This window comes from Bradyrhizobium sp. CER78 (assembly GCF_029846235.1).
Classification (GTDB): Bacteria; Pseudomonadota; Alphaproteobacteria; order Rhizobiales; family Xanthobacteraceae; genus Bradyrhizobium.
This window is the reverse complement of record NZ_JARVWP010000004.1, coordinates 85,225-107,606: the sequence shown is the minus strand read 5'-3', so window position 1 is coordinate 107,606 and position 22,382 is coordinate 85,225. Positions and strand designations below refer to the sequence as shown.

Here is a 22,382-nt window from a genome sequence, read left to right as displayed (position 1 = left end):
TTTCGAAACGTGCGCAACGACATTAAGGGAGAACGAGATGCTGGGCCGGCTCAATCACGTCGCGATCGCGGTCAAGGACGCCAAGCAAGCCGCCAAGATCTACGGCACCGCCTTCAATGCCGAAATTTCCGACGCGGTGCCGCTGCCGGAGCACGGCGTCATCACCGTGTTCGTGACGCTGCCGAACACCAAGATCGAGTTCATCGAGCCGCTCGGCGAGGCCTCGCCGATCGCAAAATTCGTCGAGCGCAACGCCGACGGCGGCATCCACCATGTCTGCTACGACGTGCCCGACATCATCGCGGCGCGCGACCGCATGATCGCCGAGGGCGCGCGGGTGCTGGGCGACGGCCAGCCGAAGATCGGCGCGCACGGCAAGCCGGTGCTGTTCTTCCACCCCAAGGACTTTTCCGGCGCCCTGGTTGAGATCGAACAGGCCTGAGGCCACATGGCGTATCAAATCTCCACCAGCCTTGCGATCTACTTCGTGCTGTGGTGGCTCGTGCTGTTCCTGACGCTGCCGTTCGGCGTGCGTAGCCAGCACGAGGACGGCGTCGGCGCGCCCGGCACCGACCCCGGCGCGCCGGTCCTGGCGCGGATGGGCCGCAAGCTGTTGTGGACCACGCTGATCTCGGCGGTGATCTTCGCGATCGCGATGTGGGCGTATTATTCCGGCTATCTCTCGGTCGAGCGGCTGTCGAAGCTGATGGGGATGCCGTTCTGACGGTGATGTCGAGCGGCGGACGCCGCTTCATTTCGCCCCGCGTGCGGGGAGTGGTTATGCGCTAAGCCTTGAGCGCATAGGCGTTATCGATCGTCCGTTGCGCGACTGGCTTACCTCTGCGAGTTGGTTCGTCTCGTCCAATCCAGGAATGCTTAGCTATGCTCACCGTCTATGGCGAAGGTCGTGGCTTCCGCGTTGTTTGGCTGCTCGAGGAACTAGGATTGGCTTATCGGCTGCGCCCGGTCGATCTGCTCGCAGTCGAGAATGATCGCGATTTCCTCGCGCTTAACCCCGCCGGCTTCATTCCCGTACTGCAGGACGGCGAGACCATCATGGTCGAATCGATCGCCATTCTTGAATACCTGCTCGCCCGCCACGGCGCAGGGTCGCTTGCCGTCGCCCCTGATGATCCCGCCTTTGCCTCCTATCTGCAATTTCTCCACTTGGGCGAGGCCGGGCTCGCCGGGCCGATGAACGCCGTCTTTGTCGGTCGCGAACTGGCGCCCGAAGCCGAGCGAGATGCCCGGGTTACCTGCTGGGCCCGCGAGACCTTCGAGAGCCGGCTGGGGTTGGTTATCCGCCGCCTCGCGGAATGCCCCTATCTTGCCGGCGACCGATTCACGGCGGCCGATATCTCGGTGAGCTACGCCCTCCTGCTTGGCCTGCGAACCGGCAACTACGTTCTCGGTCCTACCGAGCGGGACTATCTCGCCCGCACGACAGCACGCCCTGGCTACATCAGAGCGATGGAACGCTGCCAGGCCACCAAGGCTTGGGCGGCAAGATCACCGGGATTGTAGTGCTCGCCCGGCGCTGGAAGCCCCGCGTTAGCAAACGGCTCGATCGTGCGAGCAACCTCATCGAGCGGTTCTTTTCAAGGCTTGAGCATTTCCGCTCCGTTGCCACCCGCTACGACAAGCTCGCCACCAGCTTCCTCGCCGTGGTCCAGCTCGCCTCAATCCGGGCTGTGGCTAACGCCGTGCTTAGGTTTGCTCCGGCCGGAACCACTCGGGTGAGGGGCCGGAGATCGCCTCGATCTCAGGCACGAAGCCGCGATCAAGCGCTGCGACGAGCGTTGCCAGATTGTCAGTTATTTGCCGCCATCGCTCGGCGTCGCCGATCGGGAACGGGCTCGGCAACTCGACCCCCCTCACGTCGCCGCGGACCGCGCCGCGCGAGGCATGGAGCGGCAGCGTCGCCTTGAAGGCATGCCCGTTCACCATGCCGATCACCTGCATGAAGGCGGTGACCGAACTGCCCCAGCTGCCGACATCGACCTGGAGCCGGACGGTGAGATTGCCCGGCGTGCGCCGCTGCAGCCGGAACGATCCGCTCTCGCCGCGGCAATCGTAGCCGAGTGGCGCAAAGGCCCGAGCCAGATCGGGCTTCTTGGGGCCGGCGCTCGGGGGCTCGCCGGAGGCCGGCGCAGCCATGTTCTCGACCTGATGGGGCAGATCGTGCGGAAGCGTCTCGAGCAGCTCGCTCATCCCCGCCCGATGCTCACGCACGACAGCGCGGATGGCGTCGTCCAGCGGCTGAGGCAAGCCGGCGGGAAGCGGGGCGGCAGCCGGCGCCGCATTGGCGGGCGCCGCAACCATCGGGACCTGCACCGTCTTTCGCACCTTGCCGCAGGCCGCAAGCAGGGCTGCGACATCGGCGCGCGGCTCCGGCAATTTCTTCGCCTGCGGGTCGGCTTCGACGACGCGCAGCGCGGCGAGCGACCGCTGCCGTCCGTTCACCCACCACTTATCGTGCACGCTGATGCCGGGCGAGGTCGGATGTCCAGCGCCGATGTCGACGCCGGCGCGCATCAGGCCGCGAATAGTCTGAAGGTCGGGCGTAGCGGGCAGCGGCGGGCCATCCGAAAAGGCGGGCACCGAGAAATGCAGGTCGATGGCATGGCATGGAAATGACTTCGGGACGCCTGCTGCGATCTCCTTGAGGATCGCGAAGTCGACCGCCTCGACAGTGCCGGTCTCGGTCACGTTCGACATCGCGCGGACTTCAGCCCTGCCGGGACCAACCGAGCCGGTCGTGCGCGCGAAGCGCTCCAATTCGGGCCAGCGCTTGAGCACCCTGGCGATGCTTGAGACGCGCTTTGTCCCGGCAATGGCTTGCACGGCCGCGATCTCGGCGCTGAGCGGGGGATCGGACAGTCTGAACCGCACCGTCGGCTCGCCCAAACCGGCGGCAAGGAAGCCGGCGTGCACGCGCTCGACCATATCGACAAGCGGATCCTTGCGACTGGTGGCGAAGATCGAGAACACGGCGACGAACATGGATGAACCTGCCGGGCCGGGTTGCGAAGTAGCCTACATGAGCGAAGCGGCATCCGGGAACAGTGTCCCCGGCCTGAGAGCTACGTGAACCTGACCCCGATCCGGCGCTCCCTGCGCCAGGCGACACGGCATTGACGTTTGGTGTGATCGCCGGGAAGCACCAGGTTGAAGGTCTCGGGGATGCCGACCGGGCTGGTGACTTCGAGCGCGGCGCCGGTCTCCGAGATATTTCGGATCACGCAGTCGATGGCGCCGCCGTTGAATTCGATGGTGCCGGCCTTGAGCACGCGATGGCGGAGCGCCCCGCGGCTGTTTTGCATGACCTGAACCACGTCCGGCTTGGCCGCCACGGCTTGCCCGGCCGTCTGCTTCTGCAGTCCTTCCGCGTGGCGTGTCGCGACGGCGATCTGCTCGTCGGTCAGGGTCGGCCTGAGCCGCCCCCAGGCAAGCTTGAAGCGGACCTGACCGTCCTTGAAATCGATCGCGGGACCTCTGTCGCCGTTTGTCGGCGGCCGGCCATAGACGTTGCAGCCCCACCACCATTGTCGGCTGTCATGCTGCCGCATGATCCTCCCCACCGGGAGGCCGCGCCAGATCACTTCATAGTCGTCGTCCTGCTGGACGCCGTCGACCATGGTGTGGCGCAGCGAAATGGTCTCGGTGTCGTCGGTCATTGTGCGATCTGCTAGCGGTCGATGCCAGTGCCGCGGATCGACACGTTTCGATAGGGGCAGGTTACATCCAGCTCGACGGGACGCAAATCCCATCCCGTGCGGACTGCGGGAAACATTGACATCAAGTTTCAGAAATTAGTGGCGACTATTTGTCCCGAAATGGTCGGCGGTACCGCGACGATCGGCTTGATCCCGCTCAGACCCGACGGCGACACTGCCGTCGCGAGCTATGCGCTGGTCGCCGCCCGCATTTGCTGCAACTATGATCCAGCCAGGTGAAAGGCCGCCATCGGCGCGAACATCCTGGAACGGGAGCGAGGATCAACCTCGCCCGGAGGCAATCGAAGGAGGGGCCACCATGAACCTGCAGGCGCAACCAGGCTCTTCCGGGGCCAGTCAATATCGAATCCTGCGCGAAGCCGATCTCCGGGACTATCTCGCTGGGCTTCCGGCCATCGTGACCCAACTCGGCGGCGCCCCGGCCGACTGGTCGATCAGCGAGGTCGGCGACGGCAATCTCAACCTCGTCTTCATCGTCAAGGGCAGGGGCGGCGGTATCGCCGTCAAGCAGGCGCTGCCCTATGTGCGGCTGGTCGGCGAGAGCTGGCCGCTGCCGCTGTCGCGGGCGCACTACGAGCATCTGGCGCTGGTGCATCAGGCGCGGCTGGCGCCAAAAGTCGTGCCGGCGGTGCTGCATCACGACGCACCGCTTGCGCTCACCGCGATGGAGCTGCTCGAACCGCACATCATCATGCGCAAGGGGCTGATCGGCGCCACGCGCTATCCGTGCTTCGTAGAGGATATCTCGACCTTCCTGGCGCGGACGCTGTTCTTCTCGTCCGATCTCGCGCTGTCGGCCGCGGAGAAGAAGCAAGGGATCGCCGCGTTTGCCGGCAACCATGCGCTCTGCAAGATCACCGAGGACCTGATCTTCACCGATCCGTACCGGGTCGCCGAGCAGAACCGCTGGACCACGCCGTATCTCGACGCGACCGCGGCGGCGTTCCGTGAGGACCTGAACCTCCATGTCGCGATCTCCAGGCTCAAGCTGAAGTTCATGGCGAGCCCGGAGGCGCTGCTGCACGGCGACCTGCACACCGGCTCGATCATGGTCACCGAAACCGAGACGAAGGTGATCGACCCCGAATTCGCCTTCTACGGCCCGATGGGCTTCGATATCGGCGCCGTCATCGGCAACCTGCTGATGGCCTATCTTGCCTCCGCCGGCCACGAGCGCTCGCCAGGCGAGCGCGCGTCGTTCGAGGCCTGGCTGCTGGAAACGATCGAAGGCGTGTGGGCCGGGTTCTCGCGAAAATTTCTCGCGCTATGGCGCAGCGAGGCGAGGGGCGACGGCTATCCGGTTTCGCTGTTCTCGGGCGAAGCAGGCGCGGCACGGCTGGAGGCGGAACGGCAGGCCTACATGGCGCGGCTGTTTCAGGACACGGTCGGCTTCGCTGCGGCCAAGACCATCCGGCGCATCCTCGGCCTCGCGCACAACATCGATTTCGAATGGATCGCGGACGAGAAGCAGCGTGCGATCTGCGAGGCACGCAGCCTCAAGCTCGCGCGCAACATGATGCTGGAGGCGCCGTCCTACACGACGATCGGCGCGGTCACCTACGCCGCGCGCGAGTTGCGCCACTGGCAGCCGGATTTTGCCAGGTGAACGGGAGCTACCGATAGTCGTGTCAGCCGCAGCGGCACGGACTAGCTTTCGGCCGGACGCACGAAACAGAGAATGCCGGCCTCAGGCGTGAAACAGACCACGGCGCGGTTCGTCGGGTTGTCGGTTCTGTTGATGATCCTGTTCGGCGGGACCCGCAGCCAGAATGGCGACGACAGCTTCCAGCGACTATCGATCAATACCTCGTAGCCGTCCCGGTCCTGCCGGAACTCGACCGTTCGGCAATCCGCAATCGAGCAGCACGATGCACCGGTGCCCGGTTGCTTCAGGCTCTCAAACCATGGGGCAAGCGCCGGATTCGGGTTATCGGGCGGTGCTGCTGCTGCGGCCTGGCTGAGAGCAACACCGACTGCAACGGCGATTGTCCTGCCGAACCTCCCGCATATTTCCCGATGTGCCGTCGACGCTGACAAAGGCGTAACCCTCCGCTGCCCGCCAGAGATTAGCGCCGGCTCGGCGGACCTGTTCGGAAATTTTCACGCAATTGCAGCAGGGCATCCCTCAGCAGTCATCGCCCGGCTCGACCGGGCGATCCAGTACGCCGCGGCGTCTCGGTTCAGGCACTACTGTCTCTGGAATACTGGATCACCCGCCTTCGCCGGGCGATGACATCGGATTGCGGCTGTCGCTTCTCGCGATGAGTCTGGTGTCCTCAATCCGCCGCTTGTTCCCGTAGCCGCTGCGCGTAGACGTTGATGATCAGCGCCGCGAGCAGGATCAGGCCGCGGATCAGGATCTTCAGGAAGCTGTCGATGTTGACGTGGTCGAGGCCGTTGTTGAGCACGCCGAGCACGAACAGGCCGACGATGGTGTTGCCGATGCCGCCGCGGCCGCCGAACAGGCTGGTGCCGCCGACCACGACGGCCGCGATCGAATCCAGCAGATAAGTGTCGAACTCGTTCTGCTGCGCGCTGCCGAAATGGGCGACGCCGAGCATGCCGCCGATCCCCGAGCACACCGCCGAGATCACCATCACGCTGCCGAGGATGAGCTTGACGTTGAGGCCGGCGAATTCCGCAGCCTCGCGGTTGCCGCCGACCATGTAGACGTAGCGGCCGAACCGCGTGTAGGTCAGCACGAGATGGCCGCCGAGCAGCATCACCGCGGCGACGATCACGATCCAGGGAATGCCGCCGATCGAGCCCGAGCCGAGCGTCGTGATCAGGTCCGGCACCTTGTAGGCGATCTGGCCGCGCACCAGCAGCGCAGAGACGCCGGCTGCGATCTGCATCATGGCGAGCGTCATGATGAAGGAGGGGATGCCGATCATGGTCAGCCCCAGCGCGTTGACGAGGCCGAGCAGCGCGCACAGCGCCAGCGCCAGCAGGATCGCGACGGTGCCGGGCATCGGGACGTTGGCGATGTTGACGTAGGATTCCTGCAGCGTGAAATACGCCACCGCAATGCCGGTGACGTTGGCGATGCTGGCGATCGACAGATCGATCTCGGCGCACAGGATCACGAAGGTGAGGCCGACCGCGATGATGCCGGTGACCGACACCTGGGTCAGGATGTTGCCGACATTGTCGATGGTCGCAAACGACGGGCTCGCGATCGCGAAGAAGGCGCTGAGGAAGATCAGCGTCAGGAACGGCGCGATGTTGCGCATCTGCGAGCGCAGGAACGGCGCCAGCCCGCGCGGCCGCTTGTGATCGGCCGGGCTCGTCGCGCTGTCACTGCTTGCCATCATGTTTCTCCATCACGCGGCTTCCAGCAGCCGATCCTTGCTGACTGCCTCACCCGCGAATTCACGCACCACCGCGCCGCGCTTCAGCACCAGAATGCGGTCGGCCAGCGACAGCACCGTCTCCGGCTCGGTCGACAGCACGATGATCGCCAGTCCCTTGGCGCGGAGGTCCCGCACGATGTTGATCACGTCGTTCTTGGCGCCGACATCCATGCCGCGGGTCGGCTCGCACAGCACCAGCAGGCGCGGCGGGTAGGTCAGCCATTTCGCCAGCGCCACCTTCTGCTGGTTTCCGCCGGAGAGCATGCCGAGATCGAGGCCGACCACCGGCGGCCTGATCTGCAACTGCTCGACCTGACGCTGGGCGATGGCGCGCTCGCGCACCGGCTTGAGCAGCACCGCCGAGATCCGATCGAGGACGCTGATCGAGATGTTCTTGTAGACCGGCTCCTGGTGGAACAGCATCGCGCGCCGGCTCTCCGGGACCAGCGCAACGCCGGCCCGCCGGGCGGCTGCGGTGCTGCGAAATGTCCTCGCGGCGCCGTCGACCGCAAGCGTGCCGCCGTCGGGCCGTAGCTTGCCGAACAGGATGCGCGACAGCTCCAACTGCCCGCAGCCCATGAAGCCGTAGATGCCGAGCACCTCGCCGGCGCGGGCCTCGAACGAGACGTCCTGCAGGGTACGGCCGAGCGATAGCTGATCGACCTTCAGGACAGCGGCGCCGCCGCCCGATTGCGGGAGCATCAGGTCGTCGGTGTAGCTGTGTTCCAGCGCCTCGCCGCCGCGGCCGATCATGGCCTCGATCAGCGCGCCCTTGGTGGTGTCGGCGGAAGCGGTCTCGGCGATCTTGCGGCCGTTGCGGAATACGGTCACGACGTCGGAGACCCGCAGGATGTCCTCGATGAAATGCGAGATGAAGACGATGCTGGTGCCTTCGTCGCGGAGCCTGTGCAACGTAGTAAAGAGGCGTTCGACCTCGGGCGGGGAGAGGGCGGAGGTCGGCTCGTCCAGAATGATGATGCGCGCGCCGGAAAACAGCACGCGGGCGATCTCGATCAGCTGCTGCAGGCCGATCGGCAGGTCGCCGAGCCGCGTCATCGGATCGACGTCGATGCCAAACCGGGAGAGCTGCTCGCCGGCCTCGCGCGCCATCCGCCGCCATTGCACGAAGCCGAGGCTGTTGGTCGGCTGGTTGCCGAGAAAGACATTCTCGGCGACGGTCAAATCCGACGCGACGCTGAGCTCCTGATGCACCATGCCGATGCCGGCGGCATGCGCGTCGCGGGTGGAGCGGAACCGGGTCTCCTTGCCGTCCAGCATGAAGCGGCCGGAGAATTCCGGGTGCACGCCGGCGATGATCTTCATCAGCGTGCTTTTCCCGGCGCCGTTCTCGCCGACGAGACCATGGATCTCGCCGGCGTGCAGTGCAAAGTCGACCCCACGAAGGGCTTCGACACCGCCGAAGGCCTTCGTGATCTGGTTCAACTCGAGGATCGGGGAGCGTCCCTGCGACATGAGGCCCGCTCAGATCAGGAAGTGATCCTCCATCCATTGCATGCCGGCGGCATTGGCCTTGGTCACGACGGGACCGTCGGTCACGACGTTCTTCGGAATGCCCTGGCCGCTCTTCTCGCCGCCGACCACGGCGGCAACGCCGGCGACGATCGCGCCGCCATGGATGCGGCAGGATGGGTTGCGGACGGTCGCGAACATGCGGCCTTCGCTGACCGCCTGGATCGCCGGCGGCATGGCGTCGACGCCGCCGATCAGGATGTTGGTGCGGTTGTGCGCCTTCATGATGTTGTAGGCCGCAAGCGCCATGTCGTCATTGTGGAAGAAAGCCGCGTCGATCTGCGGATATTTGGTCAGGTAGGTTTCCCAGAGCCGGGCAGTCTTGGAGACGTCCCAGTCGGCGGGCTGGGTATCCAGCACCTCGATGTTCGGGAACTGCTTCACGACCGAGTTGAAGCCCTTGGCGCGGCCCTGTGCGCCGGTGTGGCCGAGCGCGCCCTGGGTCATGATGACCTTGCCCTTGCCGCCGATCGCGTTGCACAGCGCCTGCGTCACCGAGGCGCCCATGAACTCGTTGTCGGGGGCGAGGAACGAATGGACGTTGATCTGGTCGAGCGGCGCAATCAGCGTGTCCATGTCGATCACGGGGGTGCCGGCGTCGATCATCTTCTGCACCGGCTGGGTCAATGTGCCGATGCCGAACGCCTGGATCGCGACGAAGTCCCATTTTTGCGAGGCCATGTTGTCGATGGCGGCACGCTGCTTGACGGCGTCGAGCTGGCCGTCGAACCAGGTGACCTCGACGTTGAACAGCTTGCCCCAGAACTCGGCGGCCTGCTTACCCTGTGCGCACCACGTCGCCTGCAGTCCGGCATTGGAGAATGCGGCCTTCAGCGGCTTTTCCGAACGTCCCATTTCGGCTGCGAGTGCGGACGTCGTCACGCCCATTCCGCCGAGCAGGCCGGCTCCACCTGCCGCCGCCATTTGCAGAAGGTCGCGCCGCGTCGTCGACGCCTTATCCATCCCCTTGTCGGTGCCTGGCATTGTTTGCTCCCTCTTCGTTTTTCTGACCGTCGGCGTCAGTTGCACGCGCCGCGGATAATGGGAGTGTGTCACAATCGGAACGGTGACGCTACGCCCTCGCGTCCACGAGATGTGTCTGCTGCAGCACGATGGCCTCGATGTCGCGGAGCAGCTTGTGCCACGCAGCATCGATGTCCGCGGACCATTGCTCGCCGAGAATGTCGCGCAGGCAGTCTCTAATCACCGCAAAGAAAGCGACGAACAGTTCGCGCGGCGTCCCGTAGGCGTCGTGCGAGAACACCTCCGACTCGATCAGGCGAAAATGCCCGCGACGTTCGCCCGCGAAATCGAGGATGGCTTCGATGGTCAACGCCAGCATCGAGCCTTTCACCGGCTCGCTGCCTTCGGTGCGAAACATCGTCTGCGCCTCGGGATGCTCGCGAAACAACCGTTGGTACACGTGCGGCGTCAGATCATCGCAAGCCGCTGCCGCGAGTTCGAAACTGCGTTCGATCGGATTCGATGATGAGGTCATTGCTTGATGCGATCATCACACAAAAAAAGAGCAGGGCTGCAAGCCCTGCTCCAAAAATTGTGTCGACCCTATTTGCCCCAAAAATTCGATTTGATCTTGATTGATGGGGTGACGCTGCTTGTGCGCGTCGGGCTCCTCCCGAGACTTGGACCACCAGGACACACCTCGCGGCTGACCTGCGCCCGAATTGGTAGACTATCTTTCCAGCCTTGTCATCATTTTCGGCAACGATTGTTCAAATTTCGAGCAGTTTGCGAAATGATTGGGATGGAGCCTCTGCCGGTTATGACATTCGTGTGAAAACCCGTGACGGGGTAAGGAGATACGACCAGTTGCGAGGCAGCCGCGGCATCAACGTCACGTTCGGCAAATTCCGTCGGCTGGAAGAAGCCGGGCGTGTCCGCGATCTCGACTTTCGACGCCCTTGGTGGTTAGTTCCGTCCCGGATGGGTTTGCGATGCGCCGGCGGCTGAAGAATTTTCTGCCTATAGTCCTGGTTGCCCTGCTGGTGCAGATTTTTGCACCGATCGGGGCGTGCTGGGCGGCGAGCCTTGCCGCGTCGGATCCGCTCGGGGTGGCGACCATCTGCCACGGCGATGCCAGCTCAGGCGGCGGGCAAGGTGACCAGACCGGTCATGACGCCCATGACGGCTGCTGCTCGGCCTGCAGCGTGCTGCAGACCGGTGCTCCCGTTGATAACCCGCAAGTCACAGCGCAGACCGCCCCGCGCGTGCCAAGCCGGATCGTCTGGCTGGATTTCGCCAGCGAGTTCGATCGTTCGCGGGCGCATCTTGCCGCGCAAGCCCGCGCTCCGCCGCTGTTTTCCTGACGAGATTGTCGCTGCCGGTGCGCGTGCCGCGCCGGAGAGTGCCCTTGAACAAGCCGGCCAGAGAGCCGGTGTCAGGATTCATCCATGTTTCGGTTTCAACCGCGAGGCAGGGCAAGTGCGCTGATGCTCGGCGCGGCCCTTTCCACGATCAATTGTTGGGCGAAGGCCCAAACGACACTGCCCTCCGTCACGGTCGAGGCGCCCCAGACTTCGGTGCGTGCCAAGCCGGTCACGCAGAAGCCCCGCGTTCGCGCGGCATCCGTCCGGCGCCCCCCCAAGCCGCGCGCGGCGCCGGCGGTGGCCGCCGACACATCACGCGCCGCGAGGCCGGGAGAGACCGCTGCACCGGCCCGGAACGGTCTGAACCAGGCGCCGGCCGGCCAGACACAGACCACCATCGACCGCAGCCAGTTCGACAACCGGCCGTCGTTCTCCGTCGCCGACGTGCTGCGCGACAGTCCGGGTATCTCGATCAAGCAGGGCAATGGTCCGCGCGACTTCGGCATTTCGATCCGGGGATCGAATGCCCGGAATGGTTTTGGCATCCGCAACCTCGTCATCTTCGATGACGGGTTCCCGGTCACCCAGCCGGACGGTCTGTCGCGCAGCGATCTGATCGATCCGCATGCCTATGGCGCGATCGACGTCGTCCGCGGCCCGTCGTCGGCGCTCTACGGCAATTACGCGACCGGCGGTGCGCTGAATTTCCGGACCCGGCCGGGCGGCACGATCGACGGCGTCGAATATGGCGTCGATGGCGGCAGCTTTGGCTATCTCAACAACTATCTGGCCGCGGGCAAGAAGGTCGGCAATTTCGAGGGCTCGTTGTTCGCCAGCGACACCCGCGGCGACGGGTATCTCGGCAACAGCTGGTTCAACACCCAGACCGTCAATTTCCTCGGCACCCTGCAGGTGACGCCGGATGACCGTTTCACGTTCAAGCTGATCAACAACGATTTGACGGCGCGCCTGCCGATCCGCTCGTCGCTCAACCAGTTCAACCAGAACCCGTTCCAGCAGGGCTGCACCACCGGCGCTACGGCCGCGCCGGGATGCGGAACCGTGACCCTGTTCAACAACGGTTTCAATTCGGCGGCGGGCACCGACAAGGAGACCGCTGTTCAAGCCGGCCTCGGGCGCGACGATCGCCGCACCATCGTTGGCGGTCGCTGGGAGCACGATTTCGACAACCAGACCACCTGGCGCAACCAGTTCGTCTTCGACGACCGCAACATCAACCAGCCGACAGGATCGACGAGCGCGATCGGCGACTTCCCGTCCTACAACTACATGAGCGACATCGTCAGACGCGGCGACATCTTCGGGATGGATTCCACCGCCTATTTCGGTGGCTTCTACAACACGCTCACGGCTTCGAGCGACACCCGCAACGTGATGCCGGGCGGCAATGCGACTCTGGGAAGCCTGTCCAGCAACCTGTTCAGCACGACGACGAATTACGGCCTTCGCGCGCGCGAGGAACTGAAGCTCACGCCTGACCTTACGGCGGTCGCCGGCATTGGTTGGGAGACCACCAATCTCACGGGGCGAAACACCGGCTATACCTATACCGGCGCGGCCGGGGCGACGACCACGGCGATCACGACGGCGGACCGACAATTCCAGAACACCGCACCCGAGCTCGCGTTGCTCTACCGCCTGAACAGCGAGTGGCAATTCCGCGGCCGGGTGGCAACGGGATATGGCACGCCGCAGGTCAGTAACCTGTTCATCCTGCCGGACGGCTCGTCCGGTAATAACACCCAGCTGCGGACGCAGAAGAACCTCGGCTACGACCTCGGCGCCGACTGGACGCCGAACAACGCGGTCAAGGTCAGCGTCACCGGGTTCTACGAGTTCTTCAAGGACGAGCTGGTCTCCCAGGCAACGCCGCGGGCGGGGATCACCTACACGTTCAATGCGCCGCGGTCGGAACATCGCGGTGTCGAACTGGCCGCCGACTGGAAGTTCCTGCCGGGTTGGCGGTTCTCGGCCGCCTATACCTATCTCGATGAGGTCTACACAGAATATGTCGAGAACATCACCAATGGCGCGGTCTTCAGCTTCAATCGCGCCGGCAACAAGATTCCCGGCGTCTCGCCAAATGAGCTGACGACACGGCTTGGCTATGACCAGCCGTCGGGGCCGCTGCAGGGGCTTGGCGGGTTCGTCGAGGTCCAGTGGAAGGATGGCTTCTATATGGACAACGCCAATCTGCTGCGGGCGCCGGGTTACGAGCTGGTCAATCTCAATGTTCACTACACGACGGATCTGATCTCCGACTATTTCAAGTCGCTGAACCTGTATCTCGAGGTGCGGAATGTGTTCGATCGAACCTACATCGCCTCCGCGAACAATATCGCCAACTCGGTGACGGCGGCAGGCGTTCAAAATCCTGCGAGCATACTGGCGAACAACCCCAACTCGATTTATGCCGGTTCGCCGCGGGCGTTTGTCGCGGGCATGAAGATCGCGTTCAAATGAGGAGCGCATCGATGATTTCTTGCAAATCTGCTGTTCGCATCGTGCTTGCGACAGCCATGCTCGCGGCCTATCCGAACCTCGCCAAGGCGCAAATGAGCCATCAGCACGCTTCGGAAGCGGCGTGCGAGGAAACCGTCTTGCGTTGCGCGAGCAAGGTCACTCCGGCCTTCGCGCCGGACGGGACGCTCTGGCTGGCGTGGATGGCCGGAGGTCAGATTTCCGTCGCGAGCTCGATGGATCAGGGCAAAAGCTTTTCCGCGCCGGTGCAGGTGACGCGGGACCGGCTCAACCTGGATTGGGGGCCGGACGCGCGGCCGAAGCTTGCGATCGATGCCAAGGGAGACATCGCGCTGGCGTTCTCGATCTTTCGCGATCAGGCCTTCAATGGCCAGGTGCTGACCACGCGCTCGACCGATGGCGGGCACAGCTTTGATCCCCCGAAGCCGATCACTGCAAACAACGAGAGCCAACGGTTCGAAGCCATCGGTTTCGATCCTACCGGCGCCGTGTTCGCGGTCTGGCTCGACAAGCGCAACCGTGCGCCGGCGCAGCAGCGCGGCGAGAAATATGACGGTGCCGGATTGTTCTTCGCGTCATCGAAGGACGGTGGCGCGACCTATTCCGATGCGCGGATGGCTGCCGACAACACCTGCGAGTGTTGCCGTCTCGCTTTGGCGTTCGACGGCTCAGGCCATCCGGTGGTGGTGTTTCGCAACATCTTCGACGGCGGTGTCCGCGACCATGCGATCGTGACGTTCACCGATCTGGCGACATCAGGCGAGGTGCATCGGGTGAGCCGCGACGACTGGCAGATCGCGGCATGTCCGCATCATGGTCCCAGCCTGACCATTTCGCCCGCCGGAACCTATCACGTGACCTGGTACACCAACGGGAAGGCACGCAAGGGCCTGTTCTACGCGCGGTCGCGCGATGGCGGCAAAACCTTCTCCGATCCGCTTCCGATTGGTCAGCTCAACCACAGCCCGTCACGGCCGCAGGTGATCGCGGGCCCGCAGGGGCTTGCGATGGCCTGGAAGGAATTCGATGGGCAAAAGACGTCGATCAATCTGATGACCTCGCACGACGACGGAGCGACCTGGTCGAAACCAGCTGTCATAGCCGACACCACCGACAGCTCCGATCATCCGTTGCTCGTGACCGACCGCCGGCAAACCTACCTGTCGTGGATGACGAAGGCCGACGGCTATCATTTTCAGGCGATCGAGGGCGAACCATGAAGCGTCATTTGCTTGCTGCTCTTATGCTGCTCGCAACGCTGCCGTCCGCACTCGCGGCAGGTGAGGGCGCGCCAAAGCCGTTCGAGCGCGGCAGCTGGCAAAAGCTGCTGCATGCGCATGCCGGCCACCCGACCCTGGTGCATTTCTGGGGCGTGACCTGCGGACCCTGCAAGGTCGAGCTGCCGCAGCTCGGAGGGTTCATGAAGGATCATCCTGGTATCGACGTCGTGACGATCAGCGCGGATCTGGTTCCAAACCTGCCGGAGGCGACCCGATCGATGCTGAATAGCGCGGGGCTGGCGTCGGCCGAGAACTGGATTTTCGGCGATGGGTTCGCCGAACGATTGAGATTTGAGATCGATCCTGCCTGGCAGGGCGATATCCCGCGAACCATGCTGATCGCCCGGGACGGCACCATCACGACAATCGAAGGATCGGCCGAAATCGCCGATTTGAACAAATGGTCTGACACCCAGGCCGCAGCAACCCGATAACACGACGACTTCAACCTGAAAGGAATCCGTCGCCATGAAGAAACTCTCTCGTATCCTCGCGCTCGCGGCGCTGACTGCTGCTGTTGTGTCGACGTCCGCGCGTGCCGAGGACGTCAAGGCCGGCGACCTCGTGATCACGCAGGCGTGGACGCGCGCGACGCCGAACGGCGCCAAGATCGGCGGCGGCTACCTGACGATCGAGAACAAGGGCTCGACACCCGATCGTCTTGTTTCAGGCTCAGCCGACGTCGCCGGCAAGGTCGAAGTTCACGAGATGTCGATGGACAATGGCGTGATGAAGATGCGCGCGCTCGACAAGGGATTGGCCATCGAGCCGGGCAAGACCGTGAAGCTCGCGCCTGGCGGCTTCCATCTGATGATGTTCGACCTGAAGAGCCCGCTCAAGCAGGGCGACAAGGTGCCGGTCACGCTCGAATTCGAGAAGGCCGGCAAGGTCGCGGTCTCGCTCGATGTGCAGGCCGTCGGTGCGCAGGCGCCGGGTGGCGACCACTCCGGCCATGGCGACCATTCCGGTCACATGGACATGAAGAAGATGTGAGGGCGCCATGCGATCACCCACGCTCCTCATTGCCACAGCGGCGCTGCTCGCAGCGTCGCCGGCGATCGCCCATATCACGCTTGAAGGAAAGCAGGCGCCGGCCGGTTCGTACTACAAGGCGGTGTTCGCCGTGCCGCACGGTTGTGCAGGATCGGCGACGATCAAGATCCGGGTGCAGATTCCGGAAGGCGTGATCGGGGTGAAGCCGATGCCGAAGCCCGGCTGGACGCTCGATACGGTCACTGGAAAATACGCTGCCGAATACGACTATCACGGCGCCAAGCTCTCCGAGGGCGTCAAGGAAGTCGCCTGGAGCGGTGGCAAGCTGGCGGACAAGAACTACGACGAGTTCGTGATGCAGACGTTTCTCACCGATACGCTGAAGCCGAACACCGTGCTGTATTTCCCTGTCGTGCAGGAGTGCGAGCAGGGCGTCAGCCGCTGGATCGATATCCCGTCTGAGGGGCAGGGCGGCGGGCACGACCATGGCAGCAAGACGCCGGCGCCCGGCGTCAAGCTGCTGCCGAAGTCTTAAAGCCGTGCGGCTCGTCGCAACGCTGGCTGCGCTCGTCGTGGCGCTGTGTGTTGCGACCGCGGCGCATGCGCATGCCGTCCTGATCGGCGCCGAGCCGGCGGACGGCAGCGTGGTGGCGGAAGCGCCGAAGACGGTGGTGCTCCGTTTCAACGAAGCGGTAGCGCCGACCGCGGTCAGCCTGCTCGACGCAGTGGGCAAGCCGCGCGACGTTGCGTTCCGCGCCGTCGATGAATCGGTGGTGGTGACGCTGCCGGCGGGCCTGCCGCAGGGCACGCAGGTGGTGAGCTATCGCGTGGTGTCGCAGGACGGCCATCCGGTTGCTGGTTCATTGCTGTTCTCGATCGGCGTCGTCACCGGCTCGGCGGTGCCAGCTGGCGACGGCGTGCTCTATGCGCTGATCTGGCTGGCGCGGCTTGCGCTCTATCTGGGGCTGTTTGCCGGCGTCGGCGGCGTGTTCTTTGCCGCCTGGATCGGGCAGGGGCCGGCCGGCGAGCGGCTGATCATGTGGTCGCTCAAGATCGGCCTCATCGGCGCGATCGCTTCGCTTGGCCTGCAGGGCGTCGACTTGTTGAACCTGCCGATCACGGGCGTCCTGACATGGGCGGCGTGGGCCAGTGCCGCCGGCACCAGCCTGTTTCCGGCTCTGCTGCTTGCGATTGCCGCGATGCTGATCGCGGCGATTGCCTGGCGCAGCCCGTCATTCAGCGCAGCCTTTATCCGCACCGCGGTCGCAATGATCTGTGTCGGGCTATCGTTTGCGGTCAGCGGCCACGCCGCCACCGCCGCTCCGCAATGGCTAACGCGGACCGCGCTGTTCATCCATGGCGTCGGCCTGGCGTTTTGGATGGGCGCGCTCGCGCCGCTGGCCGTGCTTGCCTGGCAGCGCAAGGATTCACTGCTCCGGGTGCTGCGGCGGTTTTCGATGCTGGCGGTGCCGGTCGTCGCGTTGATTGTCCTGTCGGGCCTGGCGCTCGCGATCGTCCAGCTCGAAAGCTTTGGCGCGTTGATCGACACCGAGTATGGCAACGTCCTGATCGCGAAGCTTGTGCTTGTCACTGTCCTGCTCGGGCTCGCCGCGCTGAATCGGCTGGTGTTCACGCCGGCCATTGCGCGCGAGTTTCATCGGACGCGGCCGCTGCAGCGCTCGATCGCGCTCGAATTCGTGCTGATGATCGCGATCCTCGGCCTCGTTGCACTCTGGCGCTTCACGCCGCCACCGCGCGTGCTGGCGATGTCAGACGACGTTCCGCTCGCGGTTCACATCCACACCGATGCCGCGATGTTCCAGGTGCTGATCGCGCCGGGCAAGGTCGGGCAGAACGATTTCGTGCTCCAATTGATGAACGGCGATGCCAGCCCGTTTGCGGCCAAGGAAGCGACGCTGACGCTGAGCCTGCCGGATCGCGGCATTGAGCCGTTGGAACGCGCCGCTGCGCTCGGATCTGACGGCTATTGGCGCGTGAAGAAGGTGCCCTTGCCGGTCCCGGGCCGCTGGCACATGCAGATCGACGCTTTGGTGTCCGATTTCAAGAAAGTGACACTGGAAGACGATTTCGAGGTCAGGTAAGCGCACGATCAGCACGCCGGGCACTTCGGCGGCATGCAATTCGTTCAAATGGCCGAAAATCGCCTGATTTGAAGGGTTTTTCTTATTTGGCGGCCTTGTGTTTTCACAGCCGATCCGGTTTCACTGCAGCTCTTCCCATGCTTTCCTGATTCCCGAGTAACGCCATGCGATTGTCGCGGTTTTTCCTGCCCATCCTGAAAGAAAATCCGAAAGAGGCGGAGATCGTCTCGCATCGGCTGATGCTGCGCGCGGGCATGATGCGGCAGGAGGCGGCCGGCATCTATGCCTGGCTGCCGCTCGGCTTCCGGGTGCTGAAGAAGATCGAGCAGATCGTTCGCGAGGAGCAGGATCGCGCCGGTGCGCTCGAACTCTTGATGCCGACGCTGCAACTCGCCGATCTCTGGCGTGAAAGCGGCCGCTACGACGCCTATGGCCCGGAGATGCTGCGCATCCTCGATCGTCACAAGCGCGAACTTCTGTACGGGCCGACCAACGAGGAAATGATCACGGAGATCTTCCGCTCCTACGTCAAGTCCTACAAGAACCTGCCGCTCAACCTCTACCACATCCAGTGGAAGTTCCGCGACGAGCAGCGTCCGCGCTTCGGCGTGATGCGCGGCCGCGAATTCCTGATGAAGGACGCCTATTCGTTCGACCTCGACGAGGCCGGCGCCCGACGCTCCTACAACAAGATGTTCGTGGCCTATCTGCGCACATTTGCGCGGATGGGCCTGAAGGCTATTCCGATGCGGGCCGAGACCGGCCCGATCGGCGGCGACCTCAGCCACGAATTCATCGTGCTGGCTGACACCGGCGAGTCCGGCGTCTTCATCAATCGCGATGTGCTGGATCTGCCGGTGCCGGGCGAGGACGTCGATTACGATGGCGACCTCACGCCGATCATCAAGCAGTGGACCTCGGTCTATGCTGCGACCGAGGACGTTCACGAGGCCGCGCGTTTCGAGCAGGAAGTGCCCGAAGCAAAGCGGCTGAACACCCGAGGCATCGAGGTCGGCCAGATCTTCTATTTCGGCACCAAATATTCCGACACCATGAAGGCGATGGTGGCCGGGCCCGATGGCGTCGACGTGCCGATCCATGGCGGCTCCTATGGTGTCGGCGTGTCGCGTCTGGTCGGCGCGATCATCGAGGCCTGTCACGATGACGCAGGCATCAAATGGCCCGAGGCGGTCGCGCCGTTCCGCGCCGCGATCCTCAACCTCAAGCAGGGCGATGCCGCGGTCGACGGCGCCTGTGAGCAGCTCTATCGCGAGCTCTCGGCGAAGGGCGTCGACGTGCTCTACGACGACACCGATCAGCGCGCCGGCGCCAAGTTCGCCGCCGCCGATCTGATCGGCATCCCCTGGCAGATTCTGGTCGGGCCGAAGGGGCTTGCCGAGGGCAAGGTCGAGGTGAAGCGCCGCAGCGACGGTTCACGCGACAATATGAGCCCGGCTGACGTCGTCGCGAAGCTCGCGGGTTAAAGTTTATTCACGCCGCGTGTTCGGCGGGGTAATCCGGCCACATTTGGCCCGAATCATGGGATTATCGAAAGATGGATGAGACCATGAACGAGCCAGTCCGTACCCCGCCTTTTGCGCCATTCGAATGGCTGCTGTCCGGACGCTATCTGCGCGCGCGCCGCAAGGAAGGGTTCATTTCGGTCATCGCCGGCTTTTCGTTCCTCGGCATCATGCTCGGCGTTGCCACGCTGATCGTGGTGATGGCCGTCATGAACGGCTTCCGCAAGGAATTGCTCGACAAGATCCTTGGCCTCAACGGCCACCTGCTGGTGCAGCCGCTGGAATCGCCGCTGACCGACTGGAAGGACGTCGCCGACCGCATCAGCCAGGTGCAGGGCATTCGCCTCGCCGCGCCTGTCGTCGACGGGCAGGGGCTCGGATCGTCGCCGTTCAACGCCGCCGGCGTCTTCATCCGCGGCATCCGCGCCGACGATCTCAACAACCTCACCTCGATCGCCAAGAACATCAAGCAGGGCACGCTCGAGGGCTTTGACGAGGGGCAGGGGGTTGCGATCGGCCGCCGGCTCGCCGATCAGCTCTCGCTGCATGCCGGCGACATGATCACGCTGGTCTCGCCGAAGGGCGCGGTGACGCCGATGGGCACTACGCCGCGCATCAAGCCGTACAAGATCACCGCGGTGTTCGAGATCGGTATGTCGGAATATGACTCGACCTTCGTGTTCATGCCGCTCGCCGAAGCGCAGGCCTATTTTAACCGCAACAACGACGTGTCCTCGATCGAGGTGTTCACCACCAATCCGGACAAGATCGACACCTACCGCAAGCTGGTGACGGAAGCGGCCGGGCGGCCGGTCTTCCTGGTCGACTGGCGGCAGCGCAATTCGACGTTCTTCAACGCGTTGCAGGTCGAACGCAACGTGATGTTCCTGATCCTGACCATGATCGTGCTGGTCGCGGCGCTCAACATCGTCTCCGGATTGATCATGCTGGTGAAGGACAAGGGCCAGGACATCGCGATCCTGCGCACCATGGGTGCCTCGCAAGGCTCGATCATGCGGATATTCCTGATCACCGGTGCCTCGATCGGCGTGGTCGGTACGCTGACCGGCTTTGCGGTCGGCATGCTGATCTGCCTGAACATCGAATCGATCAGGCAGTTCCTGTCATGGCTCACCAACACCGAGCTGTTCTCGCCCGAGCTGTATTTCCTCTCCAAGCTTCCGGCCGAGGTCGATTTCGGCGAGACGCTCGCCGTCGTGATCATGGCTCTGACGCTGTCTTTCCTTGCGACGCTCTACCCGTCGTGGCGCGCCGCGCGCCTCGACCCGGTCGAAGCGCTCCGGTACGAATAAGGAGCCCACATGGCGGAGGGGGCGGAAGACGTACCGGTCGTCTATCTTCATGACATCAAGCGGGAATACAGGCAGGGCGAAGCGACGCTGACGGTCCTGAACGGCGCCAAGCTCGCGCTGTGGCCCGGTCAATCGGTGGCGCTGGTGGCGCCTTCGGGTTCCGGCAAGTCGACGCTGCTGCACATCGCGGGCCTGCTCGAAAGCCCGGACGACGGCGAGGTCTATGTCGCGGGCACGCCGACCTCGCAGATGTCCGACGTCGACCGCACGCAGATTCGCCGCTCCGATATCGGCTTCGTCTATCAATCGCACCGGCTTCTGCCGGAGTTCTCGGCGCTCGAGAACGTCATGCTGCCGCAGATGATTCGTGGCCTGAAGCGCTCCGAAACCGTGAAACGGGCGACCGAGATCCTCGCCTATCTCGGGCTTGGCGACCGCATCACCCATCGTCCGGCCGAACTCTCCGGCGGCGAACAGCAACGGGTGGCGATCGCGCGCGCGGTTGCCAACGCACCGCGGGTGCTGTTTGCGGACGAGCCGACCGGAAATCTGGATCCGGCAACGGCCGATCACGTCTTCAACGCGCTGATGCAACTGGTCAAGGCGACCCAAGTCGCGATGCTGATCGCTACCCACAACATGGAGCTCGCCGCGCGGATGGATCGCCGGGTGTCGTTGTCGAACGGGCAGGTCGTCGAGCTCGAATAAACCGTCTAACGTGAAGTGGCTAACGGCTCGCGTGAAGAGCGTGCGTCAAGGTGATGAGCTCAAAGGCTTTTTCGTTCTCGTTTAATCGAAGCGGGAAGGCTCTCATCCTCAATATCCGGAGCGCCGCGCGCGGCCAGGCTCGCGCGAGCGGCCGCCACTCGGCGGCCCGGCATAATAGGGATTGTTGATGCACATCGCGGCAAGGCCGGACGCCGATGCCTGGCACTGCGCCAGCGACGTGTAGCCGCAGTCGGTATCCTCACCGCCCCATCGGTAGTTGGTTTTGCAGACCGGCGAGGTCGTGTCGTATTTCTGGGCGCTAGCTGGTGCGCTGGCGACGGTACCCAAAGCCAAAAGTGCCGGGAATAGCGCCGGAATCAGGCTGCGCATCGGAATCTCCAGTCAATCAGGCGTCAGCGACGCTGACGGCGCATATGCGCGAATAGGCGCCGGCATGGGTGCTGCATCAACTCACATTGCCGCGCTGATCTCGGCCACATCAGCGGTCAGTAAAGAACAGATCGAAGAAATTGCCCTCGCGGCGATCGCGCGGGGGGATGTGCAGATAGGAGCGCGGGTCGTTATCGCCGGCATAATAGGGGTTGGCGATGCAGTTCTGCCCGATGCCCGAGGCCGTGGCCAGGCACGCTTCATAGGACGGGTAGGAGCAGTTGCTCAGGCCGGGATAGCGGTCGCCCTGGATGCAGAACGGGTAGCGCACACCGACCGCATGGGCGGGCGCGGTGCCGAGGGTTGCGAATACGACCGCAGACGTCGCAGCAGCCAGAATCATCGTCCGCATATGCATTTCCTTCGCTGCGCAGATTCGATCTCGGCGACGATCCAAATCGGACAAGCCGGTTCCGGTCAACACGATCTTACGCGCTGCTGCGCAGGCGATTTCGAATTGTGAAATTTCTGCGGCAGCCATGTGGCAAAAGTTCCAAGAAGTGCATGTAATACAGTATTAACTTCAAATTTGAGCGAAGTCGTTTGGGCCTGCCTGTTGCAGCG

23 protein-coding genes and 1 pseudogene are annotated in these 22,382 nt (G+C 63.9%); 16 read left to right on the top strand and 8 right to left on the bottom strand.

Annotated elements, in window-relative coordinates:
• Positions 1-37 precede the first annotated feature (37 nt).
• From mce to QDT69_RS09260, 4 genes and pseudogenes are all read left to right on the top strand, one after another.
• Positions 38-442, top strand: a complete 405-nt coding sequence (gene mce, locus QDT69_RS09275) for a methylmalonyl-CoA epimerase (RefSeq protein ID WP_016841811.1) — start codon at positions 38-40, stop codon at positions 440-442.
• 6 nt (positions 443-448) lie between these two features.
• Positions 449-724 carry a DUF1467 family protein gene (locus tag QDT69_RS09270; RefSeq protein WP_279706293.1) on the top strand — a complete coding sequence of 92 codons (276 nt, stop codon included), beginning with the start codon at positions 449-451 and terminating at the stop codon, positions 722-724.
• A gap of 158 nt (positions 725-882) precedes the next feature.
• On the top strand, positions 883-1,524 hold the full coding sequence (locus QDT69_RS09265) for a glutathione S-transferase family protein (RefSeq protein ID WP_279706292.1): 642 nt from the start codon (positions 883-885) through the stop codon (positions 1,522-1,524).
• A 53-nt stretch (positions 1,525-1,577) separates the two neighbouring features.
• Positions 1,578-1,685: pseudogene (locus tag QDT69_RS09260) on the top strand (IS5/IS1182 family transposase); the annotation flags it as partial.
• A gap of 22 nt (positions 1,686-1,707) precedes the next feature.
• Here QDT69_RS09260 and QDT69_RS09255 read toward each other — a convergent pair.
• Together QDT69_RS09255 and QDT69_RS09250 are read right to left on the bottom strand one after the other, a co-directional pair.
• Positions 1,708-3,003, bottom strand: coding sequence for a hypothetical protein (locus QDT69_RS09255; protein ID WP_279706291.1), 1,296 nt, complete (start codon positions 3,001-3,003; stop codon positions 1,708-1,710).
• An 80-nt stretch (positions 3,004-3,083) separates the two neighbouring features.
• On the bottom strand, positions 3,084-3,323 hold the full coding sequence (locus tag QDT69_RS09250; RefSeq protein WP_279706669.1) for a PilZ domain-containing protein: 240 nt from the start codon (positions 3,321-3,323) through the stop codon (positions 3,084-3,086).
• A 712-nt stretch (positions 3,324-4,035) separates the two neighbouring features.
• Here QDT69_RS09250 and mtnK point away from each other — a divergent pair.
• Both mtnK and QDT69_RS09240 read left to right on the top strand, forming a co-directional pair.
• A complete protein-coding gene (gene mtnK, locus QDT69_RS09245) occupies positions 4,036-5,343 on the top strand; it encodes an S-methyl-5-thioribose kinase (protein ID WP_279706290.1) in 1,308 nt (435 codons plus the stop codon).
• Positions 5,344-5,415: 72 nt separating this feature from the next.
• Positions 5,416-5,550, top strand: a complete 135-nt coding sequence (locus QDT69_RS09240) for a hypothetical protein (RefSeq protein ID WP_279706289.1) — start codon at positions 5,416-5,418, stop codon at positions 5,548-5,550.
• Positions 5,551-6,013: 463 nt separating this feature from the next.
• On the opposite strand, the gene QDT69_RS09235 is transcribed toward QDT69_RS09240, so the two are convergent.
• The 4 genes from QDT69_RS09235 to QDT69_RS09220 form a co-directional block, all read right to left on the bottom strand.
• Positions 6,014-7,048 (bottom strand): ABC transporter permease, encoded by a 1,035-nt coding sequence (locus QDT69_RS09235; RefSeq protein ID WP_279706288.1) that lies wholly within the window; start codon positions 7,046-7,048, stop codon positions 6,014-6,016.
• 12 nt (positions 7,049-7,060) lie between these two features.
• Positions 7,061-8,563, bottom strand: coding sequence for a sugar ABC transporter ATP-binding protein (locus tag QDT69_RS09230; RefSeq protein WP_279706287.1), 1,503 nt, complete (start codon positions 8,561-8,563; stop codon positions 7,061-7,063).
• Positions 8,564-8,572: 9 nt separating this feature from the next.
• On the bottom strand, positions 8,573-9,604 hold the full coding sequence (locus tag QDT69_RS09225) for a sugar ABC transporter substrate-binding protein (RefSeq protein ID WP_279706286.1): 1,032 nt from the start codon (positions 9,602-9,604) through the stop codon (positions 8,573-8,575).
• Positions 9,605-9,692: 88 nt separating this feature from the next.
• A complete protein-coding gene (locus QDT69_RS09220; RefSeq protein ID WP_279706285.1) occupies positions 9,693-10,118 on the bottom strand; it encodes a globin in 426 nt (141 codons plus the stop codon).
• Between the two features lie 457 nt (positions 10,119-10,575).
• On the opposite strand from QDT69_RS09220, the gene QDT69_RS09215 reads away from it, so the two are divergent.
• From QDT69_RS09215 to QDT69_RS09170, 10 genes are all read left to right on the top strand, one after another.
• Positions 10,576-10,947: a DUF2946 domain-containing protein gene (locus tag QDT69_RS09215; RefSeq protein WP_279706284.1), complete on the top strand. Its 372-nt coding sequence runs from the start codon at positions 10,576-10,578 to the stop codon at positions 10,945-10,947.
• 123 nt (positions 10,948-11,070) lie between these two features.
• Positions 11,071-13,431 carry a TonB-dependent receptor gene (locus tag QDT69_RS09210; RefSeq protein WP_279706668.1) on the top strand — a complete coding sequence of 787 codons (2,361 nt, stop codon included), beginning with the start codon at positions 11,071-11,073 and terminating at the stop codon, positions 13,429-13,431.
• 56 nt (positions 13,432-13,487) lie between these two features.
• Positions 13,488-14,669, top strand: coding sequence for a sialidase family protein (locus QDT69_RS09205; RefSeq protein WP_279706667.1), 1,182 nt, complete (start codon positions 13,488-13,490; stop codon positions 14,667-14,669).
• On the top strand, positions 14,666-15,163 hold the full coding sequence (locus tag QDT69_RS09200) for a TlpA disulfide reductase family protein (protein ID WP_279706283.1): 498 nt from the start codon (positions 14,666-14,668) through the stop codon (positions 15,161-15,163). The genes QDT69_RS09205 and QDT69_RS09200 overlap by 4 nt, the downstream gene beginning before the upstream one ends.
• A 34-nt stretch (positions 15,164-15,197) precedes the next feature.
• Positions 15,198-15,722, top strand: coding sequence for a copper chaperone PCu(A)C (locus QDT69_RS09195; RefSeq protein ID WP_279706282.1), 525 nt, complete (start codon positions 15,198-15,200; stop codon positions 15,720-15,722).
• Between the two features lie 7 nt (positions 15,723-15,729).
• Complete coding sequence (locus tag QDT69_RS09190; protein WP_279706281.1) at positions 15,730-16,257, top strand: YcnI family protein; 528 nt, start codon at positions 15,730-15,732, stop codon at positions 16,255-16,257.
• Positions 16,258-16,261: 4 nt separating this feature from the next.
• A complete protein-coding gene (locus QDT69_RS09185) occupies positions 16,262-17,824 on the top strand; it encodes a CopD family protein (protein WP_279706280.1) in 1,563 nt (520 codons plus the stop codon).
• Between the two features lie 164 nt (positions 17,825-17,988).
• Positions 17,989-19,308 (top strand): proline--tRNA ligase, encoded by a 1,320-nt coding sequence (gene proS / locus QDT69_RS09180; protein ID WP_146985719.1) that lies wholly within the window; start codon positions 17,989-17,991, stop codon positions 19,306-19,308.
• A gap of 71 nt (positions 19,309-19,379) precedes the next feature.
• Positions 19,380-20,660 (top strand): lipoprotein-releasing ABC transporter permease subunit, encoded by a 1,281-nt coding sequence (locus tag QDT69_RS09175; RefSeq protein ID WP_092114619.1) that lies wholly within the window; start codon positions 19,380-19,382, stop codon positions 20,658-20,660.
• 9 nt (positions 20,661-20,669) lie between these two features.
• Positions 20,670-21,368: an ABC transporter ATP-binding protein gene (locus QDT69_RS09170; protein ID WP_279706279.1), complete on the top strand. Its 699-nt coding sequence runs from the start codon at positions 20,670-20,672 to the stop codon at positions 21,366-21,368.
• 108 nt (positions 21,369-21,476) lie between these two features.
• Here the strand turns inward: QDT69_RS09170 and QDT69_RS09165 are convergent, their stop codons facing one another.
• Positions 21,477-21,758, bottom strand: coding sequence for a DUF3551 domain-containing protein (locus tag QDT69_RS09165; RefSeq protein WP_279706278.1), 282 nt, complete (start codon positions 21,756-21,758; stop codon positions 21,477-21,479).
• Positions 21,759-21,867: 109 nt separating this feature from the next.
• A complete protein-coding gene (locus QDT69_RS09160) occupies positions 21,868-22,299 on the bottom strand; it encodes a DUF3551 domain-containing protein (protein WP_279706277.1) in 432 nt (143 codons plus the stop codon).
• Positions 22,300-22,382 lie beyond the last annotated feature (83 nt).